The following is a 17,345-nucleotide window of genomic DNA, read 5'->3' as shown; positions in this document are numbered from 1 at the left end:
AATATCTCAAATGCATCAGGCACTTGAGATGTTTGCAAAGGGAATACGACGTGTCCTTTTTCAATGACTCTTCGCACTACACAACGCGTATCGCTGAATGTCCACTCCTGTCGGATGAAAACAGCCGGGCGTGTCCTTTGTGTCATATGCGACACCTTCACTTCGACAGGACGGCGATCCTGTCGAGCCCGCTTGCCAGACCTTTCAAGGAAATCGTGAACGGAACCTCTGTACCTGCCCCATAAGCGTAAGCAATGAGTTTTAACGATTTACCACTTTTCAATGTGTTAGCCCCCTTATCCGTAAAGGTTAGGGATACGAGGCAACCGGAGGGAACGCATGTCGAAAACCGCGAGGACTTGCCAGGTGGCGTGTCGTCTATCGCAAATGCGACCCCCTTATCCAGGTCAAGCCCAAAAGGCAGAACGAGCGAACCCTTTATGCTCTTGTCGGTGGCAGGCGTGAGTTCAATGCCAAGAACCTGCTGCCCGTTTTGCTGCACCTGTCGTTGAAACGTCGTGCAGACACGGCTTTCGTTGCGCTTTGCGCAGGCAACCGTCCAGTCCTCATAGGTTTCGGAAAGCGAAGACGGAGCATCGGGGCGACCATTGCTGTCTTGTGAAAAAGCGACGGTGGACGTCATAGCAGCGGCCACCATGATCGCAACAATTTTAGCGATCTTCATCAGAAACGCACATCCAGCTTTGCATTGATGCTGTTTGAGGTTTCATTACTGCCGAATTCACCGGAATAGCCAATGCCGATCGTGGCGGTATCGCTGAGCCCGACATCGATGCCGAGTTCAACAACAGCAGCATCCTTGGTCAGAGGTGTACCGGAAACAACGTAGCTCTGGCTACCGACAAATGCCAGGCGTGAGGTTGGATCGGTATCACCGAAGGCGTGCTGCCAGCCAAGCATGCCTCTGGCTTTTGCGATATAGCCGCCCAGCATGAAATCGGAAGAGGCGCGTAAGCCCAGGGTCGTCAGTGTCGTGTCCAGGCTGTCGCTCGGGCTCGACAAGGCAGCAATCCCACCACGCTCATTGAAGCCGTCTCTCTGAACATTGACATGGGTGAGGTTGGCAAAGGGCTCGAAAGCCACGGTGCTGACATCGATGCGATAACCGAGTTCACCAAAGGCCTGGAAGCTGCCAGCGTCGTAATCAGCCTTCAAATGGTCGTTGAAACCGGAGAATGCCACGGATCGATTGGTCGACACCTGATGCCAGGTATAGGTAAGGCCTGAGCGGAAGGACAATTCACCATATTGCGCTCCGGCATACATGCCGAGATGATAATTGTCGCTATGGCCAAAGGATGAGCGGTCATTGGCATCGAAGCTGGAGCGGCTATAGCCGCCGACGGCACCCACTCTCCAATCGGCGGAGACCGGAACGTCGAGACCTGCCACGAAACCGCCAGTGGACGAACTCAGGTCTGCGGCATTGCCGTTGCCGTCGATGCTGTTCCATGTGCCGAAGCCCTGGCCCCAGGCCGTAAAGAGCGGAATATCCTTGTTAGCCGTACCAAATCTGTCTTCACCGTCAGCATAGGCCATGACTGGCGTAGGACGCGAGGCGACCGAGTTGAACGATGCCCGCATCCGGTCGTTCACCGAATTGCGCAACAGCGTACTGCTGGTAACCAGCGTTCCCAAGGCAGATGCATGCACTTCGCCAGACAGGGCTTCAAAAGCATGCTGCGCTTCTTCTGCACTTAACGGCAACAGGCTGTTATAGAGCGCAAGCGACTGCCCGCTCTGCTGCAAGGTATTGAGAGCCCGAGCGACATTGCGCTGGTTGCCGGTTACCGCAACAGAATCGAACAGGCCGGGCGATGGGGTGCCAGGGTTGGGTGTTCCGGGGTTTGGGGTTCCCGGATCGGGATTACCCGGATTGGGCGTACCAGGATTAGGCGTACCAGGATTAGGGGTTCCCGGATCAGGATTGCTGGGATTAGGAGTTCCGGGGTTAGGCGTACCCGTATCCTTGACTGCGATGGTCAGATCGACCTGGTTTGACGTTTGAGCCAATGCCACATCCAGAAAGGCCGACTTCGAAATCGCTTGAGCGAATTGCCCCTGGATACCGCCAGCCGATGACAGAATCGTATAGGTCTGGCCATTCTGGTAGCTGGTTGCAGCATCGAGAGCTGTCACCTGCACGGAAACATTGTTAGCGATTGAGGTTTTACCCGCGCTATCCACATAGGTTGGATTATTCTGGGCATCGGTTCCGCTCCATGCCTTCAGGGTTTGAACGACGATTTTGTCACTCGCGCCATTTCCTGCGATGTCGACATCATACGCCGAACCTTCACCAAAGGAGAGGTTGCCGTTCACCGTGAAGGTACCGATGGCATTGTCGGAATTTCCGGGTGAAATCAGTGCACCCTTTTCCAGCGTGACATTACCGACGGCTCCAGACCCGATCAGCCGTCCGAATGCACTGCCGGCATTCCGATCGCCCCAGACATCGATATTCGATGAAAAATACTCGCTTCCAAGGAAGTTCTTCCTGATAGCGCCCGTGTCCGCCTTGACGTTGAAGGTGCCGTTCTTGACATCAATATTCGTTTGCCATGCGAAGACATTGTCGTAATTGGTAACACCTGTTCCCAGATTGCTCGCCAAAACCAATGTACTGCCGCCATCGACAATGATTCCGCCGAGATTATCGGTGGCCTCGAACTTGCTGAGATCCCCGGTGAGGATTGTTTCGCCCGACATCGACTTGATGTTTCCGTCACCGGTCAATGCATTGGCAAAGACATAGCCGGTTTGGGTGTGGTTAAAATTCAGGTATGCTCTCTCGGATGAACCGAAGGAAATCACGGCGTCGGGATTGATATAGCCGGCGGCGGCAGCCGCTTGGCCTTTGGGCTCCCCTCCAAGGGCCAGATTTCCCAGATCTATCTTGCCGCCAATCGTCAAGTGACCGCCGGTCGCCATTGTGATGCCGTTCTTGACATTCAAGTTGGCGCTATCGGCAATGGATATATTCGAGTTAGGGGCATAGCCACCATTGACTGTCAAAGTCCCATTCACATCCATGCGGGATTGGGCGCCAGTGACCACGAAATTCTGAAAGCTGCCGCTTGTGCCGATTCCAACATCCTGGGCGACGATAGCACCGCCGTCTTCAATGCTTGCATTTGCGCCAACCGTCAAAGTTCCGGTGCTCGTCACCTTCGAACCAGCGCCGCGGACAACAAACGTCGCAAGGCTGCTATCCGTGCCGTCCGCCGGGAGGCCATCGAACTGTGCGTCGATCGCGTTGATCGAGCCCCCATTCCCGACAAGGACCGTTCCGGAATTGGAAATGCGGTCCGCTGTCAAGGTCGAGCCATTTCCGGTCACATTCAGTTGCGACGTGCTGGCAAACGTAAAATGTTTCGCGTCGACATTACCGCCATTCTCGATATTGAGAGTGCCGTTTTGATTGACCGTAATATCATTTGCCAGGACGTAATTGACCCTGGGAATGATCCAGGACGAACCGGGACCGCTCACCGTGACAGTCCCCGAACTACCAGTCCGGTAGCCTACGTAACCATTTGTGCTGTACACTTTTGCGCCATTGGCAATCGTCAAGCCGATGTCTTTGTTGTTATAACCGACATAGAGATCACCATCGACCAGCGTATCACTCGTCCAGGTCGTGTTACCGCTATCAAGCACGACATCCTGAGCAAGACTGACGCCTGAACAGGAAATCACGGCCGTTACAGTAATAGATGGGAAAACAAGCGATTTTGAGAGGTATTTAACGATTCCAGGAAATATGTTATTGTTTTTTAACAGTATACTGTCAAAATTCTTGCTGGATGTCTTGATCATTACGTCGCCCCGTATTCCAGTGAACATTTCAAAGCAAAATTGTTTTCCACAATAACAATATTGCTTTTATTATTTGTCGACATGTCTATGTCGCATTCAGCACAGAAACAGAGCAGAGGCCATTAGTGCAGATGTGCTATACGCGACATCAAATCTTGCGGAGCGATCGACCTTTGCATGTCCGGGCCTGTGTTGAAGCCGAATTCTTGAGGTTTCGATCTGGTAAAAACGGGTCGGTTTTGGGCCTTAAAAGTGAACCCTAAAAACCGCGAGAGGCCTTAAGCCATGCGCCAATAATCTGGCCATCGCACCCGCTTGATGCGCTGTAGCGAACGTCCTCATTTCTCTTCATCACATTGAGAGAGGAAAAAAACCAAGCCACTGGCACAGTGGTTGAATAATTAAATCTATAAAATCGATAGATTAAGAATGATAAATCTTCCGCTGATTTCTATGCTCGTCTAGCTTGTTGTCATAGCGCCTCACCAATGAAGGCAGGAACGCATCGTGACAATCGCAGCAACAAAGCGCGCCACCTGTTTGCGCCCACACTCAACATAACCTCCGAAACCGAGGCCGCCTGTCACTGCCAACATAAGACGCCAACCGACCAGGACCTATTTCATGATCAAACACTCCAATTCTCTGGCTGTTTCCCGGCGCAGGTTGCTGCTTGGCGCTTCAGCAATTCTCTCTTCCATGCTTGTGGCATCGATTGGCTTGAAGCCCGCCCATAGCGCGGGCAATGCGAAGGATGGCGGCGACATTACGTTCCTGATCGACTCGCTGGGCAATACCTGGATCCCCAACAACAGCGCGATCTCCAGCTTCCAGGGGCATGTCTGGGGCCACGTGGCCGACAAGCTCGTCTATGTCGATGCCGTTGGCAAAGTGAGCCCGTGGATTGCCGAGCGCTGGGAACAGAATGAAAGCGCCACCGAGTTCACCCTTCACCTTAAAACGGGCGTGACCTTTTCCGATGGAACGCCACTTGATGCGGCGGCTGTCGTTGCAAATCTCGACATCTGGTATGCTGGCCGCAAGAGCGAAGGCATCAACCCAATCGGCCTGTTTCCCAAGACCTACGATCATGCAGAGGCGATTAATCCCTCCACAGTGAAAGTCGTCTTCAAAAAGCCGACGCTCGGCTTCATTCCCACCCTCGGCTATCACGGCTCGATCCTGATTTCCTCCAAAACCATCGGCCAACCTGCGACACAGCAGGCAGACCTCAGCAAGACCTCTGGCAGCGGCCCCTATGTGGTTGAAGCCTGGAAGGAAGGCGATTTCGTCAAGCTGGTGAAGCGCAAGGATTACAATTGGGGACCAGCAGCTGTTGGCCATACCGGACCGGCGTTTCTGGATAGCATCACCTATAAACTGGTCTCCGAACCATCACTTCGGGTTGCGGCGGTACAATCCGGCCAGGCCGACATTGCCTATAATGCCTCGCCTCAGGAGTTGCAGTCGCTCAAGGACGAGGGCTTTACCGTTGCTACGCCGCGCTATCTCGGTTTCGTCAACGGCTGGGCGGTGAATACCAAGCTTGAGCCCTATAATGATGTCAGGGTGCGCCAAGCCCTCCAGTCTGGCATTGATCGCCAGGAAATCATCGACACCGTCTATACGTCTGATTGGAAGCTGGCGACCTCGTTCATCCAGAGCAATGTGCCTGGTGCAACCGACCAGAGCGCGCTTTTGGCCTACGACCCCGCCAGGGCGGAAAAGCTGCTGGATGACGCAGGCTGGACGAAAGGCGCCGACGGCATCCGCGCCAAGGATGGAAAGCCGCTTCTGCTGACGCTTTATTCCAACCCCTATCTTGCCACGTCGAAGGCAGTGGATGAATTGATCGCCCAACAACTCGGCAAGATCGGCTGGAAGGTGAATATCCGCACCTATGACGTGGTGACTTTCACTGAAAAGGTCAAGTTCGCAGGCCCTGCGGTCCCGGCCTATGAGGTCACCCGCAGCTTTATTGATGCCGGCACCGTGGCCAGCATTCTGACCGATGCTAATAATGGCGAGAACTGGTTCGCGCTGGATCAGAGCGACCAGAAGATCAATGAGCTACGCGATAAAATTGCAGGTGCCCCTTCTTTAGAGGTGCGTGATCCACTGCTGAACGAACTACAGAAATACGTCATCGAGCAAGGGTATTTCATCCCTCGCACGCAGATCGTTCAGCGCATTTATGTCCAGTCCCCGAAGCTTTCGGGTGAGGTCTATAACGGCATTGCCTATGCCAGCTACTACACCGCAAAAATCAGCCAATAACCAGCAATGTGAGGAGGCCCCGGCATGCGCAACGCCTACGTGACATATGCTGCAAAACGATTGGCCCAGGCTTTTGTGGTCATCCTGATGGCCTATGTCTTTACGTTCGTGGTCGTCAGTATTCTGCCGGGCGACCCGGTCACTTCTGTCCTCCGCGATCCGCAAAACGGCTTCACCGAGACGGAGATTGCCGAGATCATCGCCGCCCAGGGATTGGACAAGCCGATTTCGGTCCAATTGTGGACATCGCTCGCTCACTTCGTCACCGGCGATTTCGGCCTGTCGATGCGCTCCAGCCGCCCGGTGGCGGCGCTGATTGCCGAAGTCCTGCCCTCAACGCTTATCCTTGCATCGACTGCCCTTGCCTTCGCGCTTGTCCTGGCGCTGCTGATTGCCTACGGCACGCAGTTCCTGCCAAAACGGTTCGGACAGGGCCTGCTGCGGGGGTTTCCCTCCCTGTTTCTATCGGTCCCCAATTTCGTAATCGGCTTGGCCCTGATCCATATTTTTGGCTTCCAGCTGGGCATTTTCCGGGTCATTGAAGCGGATAGTGTCTGGGCAACCCTGTTTGCGTCAATTGCACTCGGCATTCCCGTCTCCGCCCAGATAGCGGAAGTCCTGATTGCAAATCTCGATCATGAGTCGAGCCAGGACTATGCCACTGTGGCGCGGGGTCGAGGTCTTTCCCAGGCGCAGATGTTTTTCAAACACCTGTTGAAGCCCTCATCCTTGCCGGTGGTCACAGTGATCGCCCTGACCGTCGGCGAGTTGCTGGGTGGTTCGCTAATAACCGAAACGGTTTTTGGGCGAACGGGCATCGGCAGCCTGGTGCAGCGCTCGGTCACAACACAGGATCTGCCTGTTCTTCAGGCGGTCGTCTCGTTGGCAGCGGTGGCCTTTGTTCTCGTCAACCTGATTGCAGACCTCGTCTATCCCCTGCTTGACCCGCGTGTGAAACTGCTTGGCGTCCAAAGGCCTCGCACCTCCGCTGAGGAGACAAGCTCTACCGAAACCTCTCGTGCGGTGACGATATGACGATCGCTTTTTCTTCTACAGACAAAGGTTTGCGGACAACTAAAAACTGGTCGGCATTCCACATGCCGCCAACGGTGTTCATTTCGTTCGCCGTCATTGCACTGGTGATCGCCTGGGCGCTCGCCCCCGGCTTGTTCACAAGCCATAGCCCGGTCATCGGCGTTCCCGCTCAAAAACTGCTGGCACCCAGCGCACAGCATTGGTTCGGCACAGACCAGCTCGGGCGCGACCTTTACGCGCGCGTCGTCTATGGCACGGCGTCTTCGGTGACCAGTGCGCTGATCGCGGTTGTCATTGGCGTTGTCGTCGGCGGCCTCATTGGCCTTCTGGCCGGCTTTCTCGGAGGCTGGGTCGATATCGTGCTGGCGCGCCTGGTCGATATGCTGCTGGCGATTCCCAGTTTCCTGCTGGCGATCATCGTCGTCACCGCACTCGGCTTCACCACCACCAATGCCGCAATCGCGACCGGCGTCTCCGCCGTGGCGATCTTTGCCCGGGTGATGCGGGCAGAGGTGATCAAAACCCGGCAAGCGACCTTCGTCGAGGCATCGTTTCTGCTGGGAGGGTCACGCTGGTATATCCTTCTACGCCACGTGTTTCCAAATGCGTCACGCTCGCTTCTGACGCTTGCCGTCCTGCAATTTGGCCTATCCATTCTGGTGATCGCCGGTCTTGCCTTCCTCGGCTATGGCGATCCGCCACCTGCCTCGGACTGGGGTCTGCTGATTTCAATCGGCAAGGATTACCTCAAATGGCCGTGGCTGGTTTACGCACCTGCGTTCGCCGTGATCGCAACCGTCCTCTCCGTCAACAGGATCAGCCGATGGCTCCGCAAGACAGACTGAACACCACCCTTCCCGGCCTCGCAACCGGTTCTCCAGCGCTCCAGCCGTCAACTTCTCTGTTGCGGGTGGAAGACCTGTCGATATCCTATGGGGCTCGCCAAGTCGTGAAGACTGTCGGGTTCGAGCTGGGCCGCGGCAAGAGCCTTGCCTTGATTGGAGAATCCGGCTCAGGCAAATCAACCATCGCCCGGGCCATCCTGAGGCTATTACCCCAAGGCGGACATGCGACGGGGACAATCGAGTTCAATGACCAGAACATCTTGAGCCTTAGCGAGCGTCAGTTCCGGCCTCTGCGTGGACGCGCCATCGGCTTTGTCCCGCAAGATCCCGGCAACGCGCTCAATCCGGTGCGCACCATTGGTGCGCAAGCCATGGAAGCTGCAGCGCTTCTTGGCGAACAGAACAAAGCCATCCGCAAAGCGCTGATCCTGGACACATTCGCTGATGTCGGCCTCGACAAGCCCGCTCGCGTCTACGATTCCTATCCGCATCAATTGTCAGGCGGCATGCTTCAGCGGGTGCTGATCGGCCTTGCCGTGTTGCCGCGTCCGGCCCTTCTGGTGGCGGATGAGCCGACCTCGGCGCTGGATGTTACGATCCAGAAACGCATTCTCGACCTGCTGGCGCGGCTCCAGCACGATCTGGATATCAGCCTCCTGCTGATTACCCACGATCTGGCAATCGCTTCCGAGCGAGCCGATAAGCTGGTCGTGCTGAAGGATGGCGTCGTGCAGGAGGCAGGCAATACTCAGGCTGTCTTTGCCGCACCAGCTTCGGCCTATGCCAGAAAGCTGCATGCCGATGTTCCCGCCCTCAATCCTGACCGCTATGCCAAGCTGCGCGATGGCGGGTTTCATCACCTCAACAATGCTGCTGAGATTGGGGCCAAGATCGAGGTCAAAGGTGTGACGAAGACCTTCACGGTCGATGGCAAATCCCTGACAGCTGTCGATAACGTGACATTCTCGGTGCCATCAGGTACCACACACGCGCTGGTTGGCGAATCCGGCTCTGGCAAGACAACGACGATCCGGCTGCTGCTGGGCCTTGAAGACCCCGATAGCGGGCAGATCTCGGTTGCCGGTGAGCAGTTTTCAAGCAGTAAGCCTCAGTCCAGACGAGCCGTTTGGCGTCATCTTCAACTCGTTTACCAGAACCCTTTCACCTCACTCGATCCCACCTGGAAAATCGAGCATCTGGTGCGCGAGCCGCTGGACCGGTTCAAGATCGGCACTGCGCGAGAGCGAAGCGAGCGGGTGCGCGAAGCCCTGTCCAATGTCGGACTTGGCGAGCATCTGCTTGGCCGCAAGCCAGGCGCACTGTCCGGTGGCCAGCGCCAGCGCGTCGCCATTGCCAGATCGCTGGTTCTGAAGCCGGATGTTATCGTGCTGGATGAGCCTACTTCAGCGCTCGATGTCAGTGTCCAGGCCGATATTGTTGACGTACTTTTGACGCTACAGGCCAATCTGGGTCTGACCTATGTGTTCGTTTCCCACGATCTCGCTTTGGTGCGCCAGCTGGCCCATACCGTCTCGGTCATGCATCGCGGACGCATCGTCGAGCACGGCACCGTCAAAGCCGTCTTCGACACTCCCCGCCAATCCTATACCCGGTCGCTGCTGGCTTCGATCCCCTCAGGTAGCACCCACGCGACGCGCTCGGGTATCCGCGCTGTTTTCAAACAGGACGAACTCGCGTGATCGCAACCGCGCAGGACAAGACCTCAGCAGAGCGTTCACCAAAGACTCGAAACCAAATGGAGTATGCACAGAATGGCCGCTGAATTCATTAGCGCAAGTTTCGCCAACGGATCGAATGATCTTCGCCCCATCCCCGATGCGCCGGTGGATCCCGATTTCCTGCAACGCTACGCGCGGGCGCTGGACGATTACGGTTTCAACTACACACTAATCCCCTATTCTTCCGCTTCCTTTGATCCTTTCACGCTCGGCGCGACCATTCTGGCACATACGAAGAAGATCAAGATCATTGTCGCCCTGCGCCCGAACACCATCTACCCGACCGTTGCGGCAAAATCGCTGGCAACGCTGGACCAGTTGAGTGGTGGGCGCGTTGTCGTCCATTTCATCGCTGGCGGCAGTGATGAGGAGCAGGCCCGCGAGGGTGATTTCCTGACCAAGGAGCAACGCTACGAGCGCCAGGAAGAATATATCCGCATTCTGCGTCTGGCCTGGACCTCGACAGAACCCTTCGATTTCGATGGGAAATACTACCAATTCAAACAGTTCCGCAGTGCCGTGCGCCCGACCAACGGCCTGATCCCGATCTCGCTCGGTGGCTCGTCGGATGCTGCCTATCGGATCGGCGGCTCGTTATGCGATATTTTTGGCCTTTGGGGCGAGCCTTTGGCAGAAACCAAACAACAGATCGACCGCATCTATGCGGAGGCGGCCAAGGCCGGACGCAAGGACCGCCCGCGAATCTGGGTCACATTCCGACCGATCATTGCCGAGACGGACGAACTGGCCTGGCAGAAAGCGCATCGCATTCTCGACACACTGAACGAAAACCGCGAGAAAGGCCTTAGCAGAACACCCTTGTCCGCGCCCCCTCCAGCCAATGTCGGCTCACAGCGTCTTCTGGATATTGCCAAACGCGGCGATGTTCACGACCGGGCTCTCTGGTATCCGACAGTGACAGCCACAAACGCCAGCGGCGCAACCACCGCCTTGGTCGGTTCACCTCGCACCATCGCCGATTCCATACTTGATTATATCGACCTCGGCGCCGATCTGATCTCGATCCGTGGGTATGACAACTACAATGATGCCGTGGATTATGGTCGCTATGTCCTGCCGCTGGTTCGCGAAGGCATCCGTGAACGCGAAGAGGCCAGGAAGAAGGCCGCCGCGTGATGAGCGTCACCCGGCGGCTTTATAGACAGACATTCAAAAGGCTTCAAAACCATGGCCCATGATCAAACCCTGCTCGACGCAACCGTGCGGATCGTTGCAGAAGCCGCGCCGGATGCCGACCGCAGCGGACAGTTTCCCTGGGCGGGCATTCGTGCCGTTCATGAAAGCGGGCTTCTCGAAAGCACCGTTGCGACACGATATGGCGGCCAGGGTGGGACGCTCTACGATGCCGCTCATATTCTGGCGGCTCTTGGCCGTGGCGACCCATCGGTTGCCCTGATCAGCGCCATGACGCTCTTCAATCACCTCGGCCAAGCCTCAAGAAACCATTGGCCGGAAGATCTCTATCAAAGACTGCTGGCCGAGGCAAAACAGCGCCCCTTGCTGCTCAACGCGGCCCGGGTCGAGCCGGAGCTTGGATCACCAGCCCGTGGCGGCCTGCCGGCAACACGTGCCCGCCGCACCTCGACGGGCTGGTCGATCACCGGTCGCAAGCGTTTCGTAACCGGTGCGCATGGCCTCACGCATTTCCTGGTCTGGGCGCATACGGACGAAACGCCGACGCGCGTCGGAACCTTTATTGTGCCGAACGGACTGCCCGGCATAAGTGTGATCCAAAACTGGAACAGTCTCGGCATGCGGGCGACAGGCTCGCATGATGTTGACTATAGAGATGTCGAAATACCCCTCGAAAATGTTCTGGATCTGACCGGGACAGAAATCGCGCAGCAGGACAATCGCGGCCATGCGGCAATCACGCTTGCACTGACAGCGATCTATCTTGGGGTTGCCGAAGCGGCCCAAGCCGCCTTCAACCATTTCGCCCATCAGCGTGTTCCAACCAATCTCGGCCATCCCATCGCCCGTACCGAACGGTTCATAACGCTATCGGGCGAAATCGACCTGCTGGTCGGCGGCGCGCGCCAGATTATCTTCGATGCGCTTCTGTCCGGGCAAGACGATGCGGAACGCTTGATGCGTGCAAGGCTTATCGCTGGCCGCCAGTTGCGGAGCGCCGTGGAAATCGCCGTGCGTGGCATCGGCAATCCGGGCCTTAACGCCGATATCGGGCTGGAGCGCCACTTCCGTGACATTCAGGCCGTGCTTGTTCATGCTCCGCAGGAAGATACCTCCCTGTCGATCCTCGGCCGTGCGGCGTTTGACCGCTGGCAGCGCCAGGAAGCAACACAGCTAAACCCTGTCGCAAAACAGTCCATCCTGAAAACCGCCTGATAGCATGGTATAAGCAAGGTGTTTGGGAATGCCACCAAGACGAGGATATGTGAGCATCCTCGCCTTGGTATAAGCCTCACCTCATCAAGAAGACAGGTTTGGCCGGGATACGCCCAGATGATCGCGCAATGTCACGCCGCTATAATCTGTCCGAAACAGGCCACGCTCCTGTAGGATTGGAACCACCAGACGGGTGAAATCCTCCAGTCCCTCCGGGAAGAACGGCGGCATGATGTTGAAACCATCGGCGGCGCGTGTTTCAAACCATTGCTGCATACGGTCGGCGATATCTTCGGGCGTGCCGAGCACGATATGATGTCCCCGCCCGGCAGCAACCCGCAGGGCCAGTTGCCGGATGGTGAGATTCTCCCGGCGAGCCAACGCGGTCAGCAGTTCGGCGCGGCTGCGCAGCTGGTCGGAAATCGGCAGGTCCGGCAGCGGACCGTCAGGATCGTAATCGGCAAGGCTATGGCCGATCCGCTCCTCAAGCAGCGGCATGGCGCTTTTCAGTTCCGTCCATTGGTCGAGTTCGGCCAGTTTGTCGGCAGCCTCCCCTGCCGTGCGGCCGATGACCGGCAGAAAACCCGGCATGACCGCGACATCATCGGGATGCCTGCCAAACCCGGTGACCCGATCCTTGAGGCTTTTGTAGAAGGCCTGTGCTTCATCCAGGCTTTGCTGGGCCGTGAACACCACATCAGCGGTCCGGGCGGCGAGATCCTGTCCTGGACCGGATGAGCCGGCCTGAATCAGAATTGGATGGCCCTGCGGAGACCGTGGAATATTCAGCGGACCTTTGACCGAGAAATATTTGCCCGTGTGGTCGAGGAGATGCACCTTGTTCGGATCGGCATAGATCCCGTTCTGCTTGTCCTTGATGAAGGCATCATCGTCCCAACTGTCCCAGAGGCCGCGCACCACATCGACGAATTCTTCGGCGACGGCGTAGCGTTCGTCATGGCCGGGATGCGATTTGGAAAAATTATTGGCGGTCCGCGCATAGGATGTGGTGACGATATTCCAGGCGGCGCGCCCCTGGCTTAAATGGTCAATGGAGGAAAAGGCGCGGGCAACATGGTAGGGCTCGCCATAGGTGGTCGAGGCGGTTGCGGCAAGGCCGATCTTTTCGGTCACCATGGCAAGTGCGGCCAGCAGCGTCAGCGGTTCAAACCGGGCAATGGTCGAGGGATGCGCATCGACGCCACTCGTCAGCCCGTCGGCCAGGAACACCATGTCGAATTTCGCCTGTTCGGCGAGCTGCGAGACGCGACGCAGCAGGTCAAAATTTTCGCTGCCGGCTTCCGCATTCGGATGCCGCCAGCCGGACACATGGTGGCCAGCCCCTTGCAGAAACAGGCCGAGGTGGATTTCTCTCTTGCGGGTCATGGCACAGTCTTTCGTCGCGTTTGGGTCTAGAGTCTGTCAGGTTCAGATTGAACCAGACAGACTCTCGTTTCTTTTGTTTTCGTTTGTCTTTTCGGGAAAACCGGTTTCCACTTTTCCCGGACAAACTCTGGCATCAATTACGGGTATTGGAGACGTCCTGGTTGATAAGAGCAAGCAGGCGGCGCAGATCGGCACTGCTGCTCATTTGCCGGACGAGCGAAGGGATTTCGGCAAAGGAGGCATCCGCCGCAGTCGCCTCGCGGAATTTGTCGGTTGGATCAGCAAGCCCTGGCAGGCCGTCGAACCGGCGCTGGATGGTACCGCCGTCTTTCAGCACGATATCGAGGATGACAAATCGCGTCGTCGGATCGCTCGACATCCGGGGCGCACTCTCCTGATGCCGACGACCGGCACGGGCAGCGAGGGCCATCAACCTTGGCTCTACAGGTCGCTCATCGAAATGGTCGAGCCGCAAGGCGCCGTCGATCAGGCTGGCGGCAAAGACATATTCCGGGCTAAAGCGTGCCTCGATCCCATTCGTCGGCTTGGTGACGACGAGTGCGGCATCTGCACCGGGCGGATAGGTGAAGGTGATCATGTCGATGGCGTCAGCGGCAAGGCCCTCGCGATGCAGGTCTATGCCGAGGGAGGCAACCGGATGGCTGGCCGTGCAGCAGGGATAGGCTTTCAGCGTCAGGCCGGGCGAAACGATCTGCCAGGGCGCACCCCAATTCTCAACCACGGTTTCCGGATGCCCGGCCCCGAAGGCATAGGCGGAATGAAAACCTACCGGATTATCGAGGAAATCCGGCGCGCCCCCGAAACCTGCCGAGGCCAGCCGCGCCGCCAGCAGGCCGGATCGCGCCGCCATGCCGGCATGATAGGGCTTGGCATCGAAACCAAACTGCAACCTGAGGCCGGAGGATTGCGTTGCGGCAAGGCCAAGCGCCACCGCTGTTTCTTCCGGTGATGCCTGCGTCACATGGCAGATCGCCGCAGCAGCACCAACCGTGCCGAGGGTCGCGGTGGCATGGAAACCGTTTTCGTAATGCCGGGAACCAAGCGACAAGCCCAGCCGCGCCATGGCCTCCAACCCGACAACATAGGATGCGACCATTGCATCTGCGGTAAAATCACGCTCCGCAGCCAGGGCAAGCAGTGCCGGAATGATCACGGTCGTCGGGTGGCCGCGCACGCTGGAATGGACATCGTCATAATCAAGCACATGGCCTGCATAGGCATTGACGACAGCGGCAACCAGCGGATCGACGCGACGCGCGCTGCCGATCAGAACGGCGTCACCGCCGATACTCCCGCCGAGTGCGGTTGCGACGATAGCCGTTGTCCGCTCCCCTGCACCAGCAATCGCGCAGGCCAGAAAATCAATGATCGCCGTGCGGGCCGCAGCCATAGCCGCACTATCACGGTCAGGCTCATATTGCACAATTGCCCGTGCGAAAGCGCTGGTCAGTGGCGCGGCTGTGGTCGTCGTCATGGCGGCTCCTATATGCCTTCGCCTTCGCGCACCGTACCCCGGCCCGACAACCCACCGACGAACTGGCGGATGCGCGCATTGTCGCTCTTATGGAAGATCTGCTCCGGCGAGCCTTGGCCGACGATGCGGCCATTCTCGGTAAACACCACGGTGTCGCTGATCTCTTCGGCAAAACGCATTTCGTGGGTGACGAGAATGCTGGTCATGCCATCGCGGATCAGGTCACGGATTACCCACAAGACCTCACCGACCGTTTCAGGATCGAGCGCCGAGGTGACCTCGTCGAACAGCACGAGGTCGGGTTTCATCGCCAAGGCCCGGGCAATCGCCACGCGCTGCTGCTGCCCGCCCGAGAGCTGGCCCGGATAAGCATCGGCCTTTTCGCCAAGCCGCACCTTGTCCAGCAATTCGCGCGCAACCTTTTCCGCCTCGCGCCTTTCCGTCCCCAGAATGCGAGTCGGGGCAAGCATGATATTGTCGAGCACCGTCAGGTGCGGAAAGAGATTATATTGCTGGAAGACGATGCCGACCCGCTTGCGCAGCGCAATGCGTTCGCTTTCCTTGGTCAATTGGTCAACGCGCGTCCCCGCCACGGTGATCTGGCCGCTTTGGGCCGTCACCAGCGCGTTGATGCAGCGCAGGATGGTGGATTTGCCCGAGCCAGATGGACCGATAATCGACACGGCATCGCCCTTGTTGACCGTCAGGTCGATGCCCTTCAGCACCTGCGTCTGGCCGAAGGACAAGTGTACGTCTTCCAAACGGACGATGGCATTGTCGGTATTTGCAATCATTCTCTCAAATCCTCAGGCCGCCTTGAAACGGCGCTCCAGGCGGCGGGTCAGACGGGCGATCGGGTAGCAAAGCGCAAAGAAGGCGGCCATTACCACAACATAGGCAATGACGGTAAAATCAAGCCGGCGCACGGATGTGCTAGCATCGGTGGCGGCATGGAGAAGTTCATGGACGCCGACCAGCGAGGCCAGCGACGTCCCCATGGTGATCGAGGCAAGCACATTCATCCATGGCGGCAGCGACCGGCGCAGGCATTGCGGCAGGATGATCCAGCGCAGCGCCTGCCAGCGCGAAAAGCCCAGGCCTTGTGCCGCCTCCCATTGCGCGGTCGGAATGGACAGGATGGCGCCACGGGTGATTTCGGCGATATAGGCGCTTGCCGGGATGGCAAGGCCGACCATAGCTTTCACCCAATCGGGAAAGGACAGATAGTTGCCGAAGATGATGATCTCGAAAGGAAAGATATAGGTGGTCGCAAAGATCAGCACCAGATGCGGCGCATTGCGAAACACCTGCACATAGATCGCCGCCGGGTAGCGGACCAGCCGGAATGGCACCATTTGCAGCATGCCGAGCAGGATGCCCAGCACGCTTCCAAGCGTCATCGCCGACAGACTGATGACGATGTTCATGGCAAAGCCGGAGCCGAGATAAGGAAGCCATTGCAGCAGTTCGCGGCCAAGCGACAGATCGGCCAACGCCCAGACCAGGATTGCCAGCGGCAAGGCGACAAGGCCGATATTGCGCAGCGCGGGGCTGCGGCCCGCATGGTTCTGAAGCATTGGCGACATCATAGCCCATATCCCGGAATGGCAAGCTTGCGCTCTACCCAAAGGCCGACGCGGGCGACTACCAGATTGATGAGGCTGAAGAAGGCCAGGATAACGATCATCAACTCTATGACATTGTCACGCTGCGTCCACACCATGATCGACGCATAGGTGATTTCGCTGACGGCAATCGCATTGCCGACCGTCGTCAGCTTGACGAGATTGATCAGGTTGTTGACGATGGCCGGTAGCGAGGCCCGAAAGGCCAGCGGCACCTCGACGTAACGCAGGATCTGAAACTGGCTAAAGCCAATGCCGCGCGCCGCCTCAATCGTCGAAGCTGGTACGGCTTCAATCCCGGCGCGGATGGCTTCGGAATGCAAGGCCGCCACATGCAGGCCCACCACCGCAACCACCCAGAAAAACGGCGTCAGCGGATTGTTCTGCGCACCGCCGACAAGATTGGACACAACCGTGTTCAACACCAGAAAGCTGAACATCAACTGCACCAGCGTCGGCGTATTGCGGGTCACTTCCACGAATGCCCGGACTGGCGCGGAAAGCCATGACCGGCCTGATGTCAGGCAGGCCGCAAACATGAGACCAAACAGCAGACTGACGGGAATGAGCAAGGCCACCAGATAAAGCGTGGTCAAAAAACCATCCCGCCAGATTTGCGCCTCATATCCCGTTGCCAGGAACTCAAAATTAAGACCGATACTGCCCGTCAGACGGACGAACAGATCGGTGAGATTGATATCCTGCATGTGTTTCTACCGTTGAGCCGCTGATA

The 17,345-nt window shown here is 57.5% G+C and carries 13 protein-coding genes; 6 read left to right on the top strand and 7 right to left on the bottom strand.

The features are described 5' to 3' along the window. Positions 1-157: 157 nt before the first annotated feature. A complete protein-coding gene (locus tag FS819_RS19330) occupies positions 158-685 on the bottom strand; it encodes an invasion associated locus B family protein (protein WP_156547243.1) in 528 nt (175 codons plus the stop codon). Continuing rightward, positions 685-3,720: an autotransporter domain-containing protein gene (locus tag FS819_RS19325; RefSeq protein ID WP_197434032.1), complete on the bottom strand. Its 3,036-nt coding sequence runs from the start codon at positions 3,718-3,720 to the stop codon at positions 685-687. Before FS819_RS19325 ends, FS819_RS19330 begins: the two co-directional genes overlap by 1 nt. A 744-nt stretch (positions 3,721-4,464) precedes the next feature. Here FS819_RS19325 and FS819_RS19320 point away from each other — a divergent pair. From FS819_RS19320 to FS819_RS19295, 6 genes are all read left to right on the top strand, one after another. After that, positions 4,465-6,117, top strand: a complete 1,653-nt coding sequence (locus FS819_RS19320) for an ABC transporter substrate-binding protein (protein ID WP_156547239.1) — start codon at positions 4,465-4,467, stop codon at positions 6,115-6,117. A gap of 24 nt (positions 6,118-6,141) precedes the next feature. Continuing rightward, complete coding sequence (locus FS819_RS19315; protein WP_156547237.1) at positions 6,142-7,152, top strand: ABC transporter permease; 1,011 nt, start codon at positions 6,142-6,144, stop codon at positions 7,150-7,152. A gap of 62 nt (positions 7,153-7,214) precedes the next feature. Beyond that, positions 7,215-7,997: an ABC transporter permease gene (locus tag FS819_RS19310; protein ID WP_234624481.1), complete on the top strand. Its 783-nt coding sequence runs from the start codon at positions 7,215-7,217 to the stop codon at positions 7,995-7,997. After that, complete coding sequence (locus FS819_RS19305; RefSeq protein ID WP_156547234.1) at positions 7,976-9,697, top strand: ABC transporter ATP-binding protein; 1,722 nt, start codon at positions 7,976-7,978, stop codon at positions 9,695-9,697. The genes FS819_RS19310 and FS819_RS19305 overlap by 22 nt, the downstream gene beginning before the upstream one ends. Positions 9,698-9,769: 72 nt before the next feature. Next, positions 9,770-10,873 carry an LLM class flavin-dependent oxidoreductase gene (locus FS819_RS19300; protein WP_156547232.1) on the top strand — a complete coding sequence of 368 codons (1,104 nt, stop codon included), beginning with the start codon at positions 9,770-9,772 and terminating at the stop codon, positions 10,871-10,873. A 51-nt stretch (positions 10,874-10,924) separates the two neighbouring features. Next, positions 10,925-12,106: an acyl-CoA dehydrogenase family protein gene (locus FS819_RS19295; protein ID WP_156547230.1), complete on the top strand. Its 1,182-nt coding sequence runs from the start codon at positions 10,925-10,927 to the stop codon at positions 12,104-12,106. Positions 12,107-12,190: 84 nt separating this feature from the next. On the opposite strand, the gene FS819_RS19290 is transcribed toward FS819_RS19295, so the two are convergent. The 5 genes from FS819_RS19290 to FS819_RS19270 form a co-directional block, all read right to left on the bottom strand. After that, entirely contained in the window at positions 12,191-13,492 is a 1,302-nt protein-coding gene (locus FS819_RS19290) for an LLM class flavin-dependent oxidoreductase (RefSeq protein WP_156547228.1), read from the bottom strand. A 133-nt stretch (positions 13,493-13,625) separates the two neighbouring features. Further along, positions 13,626-14,987: an MmgE/PrpD family protein gene (locus FS819_RS19285; protein WP_156547226.1), complete on the bottom strand. Its 1,362-nt coding sequence runs from the start codon at positions 14,985-14,987 to the stop codon at positions 13,626-13,628. Between the two features lie 8 nt (positions 14,988-14,995). Continuing rightward, positions 14,996-15,781, bottom strand: a complete 786-nt coding sequence (locus FS819_RS19280) for an amino acid ABC transporter ATP-binding protein (RefSeq protein WP_156547224.1) — start codon at positions 15,779-15,781, stop codon at positions 14,996-14,998. A gap of 12 nt (positions 15,782-15,793) precedes the next feature. After that, the gene (locus FS819_RS19275) at positions 15,794-16,576 is read right to left on the bottom strand and encodes an amino acid ABC transporter permease (RefSeq protein WP_156547222.1); all 783 of its coding nucleotides are present in this window, start codon (positions 16,574-16,576) and stop codon (positions 15,794-15,796) included. Then, complete coding sequence (locus FS819_RS19270) at positions 16,573-17,319, bottom strand: amino acid ABC transporter permease (protein WP_156547220.1); 747 nt, start codon at positions 17,317-17,319, stop codon at positions 16,573-16,575. The genes FS819_RS19275 and FS819_RS19270 overlap by 4 nt, the downstream gene beginning before the upstream one ends. Positions 17,320-17,345 lie beyond the last annotated feature (26 nt).

The organism is Allorhizobium sp. Av2, assembly GCF_021462805.2.
Classification (GTDB): Bacteria; Pseudomonadota; Alphaproteobacteria; order Rhizobiales; family Rhizobiaceae; genus Allorhizobium; species Allorhizobium vitis_G.
The sequence above is the reverse complement of the archived record's forward strand: the minus strand, read 5'-3'. Positions and strand labels throughout refer to the sequence as shown.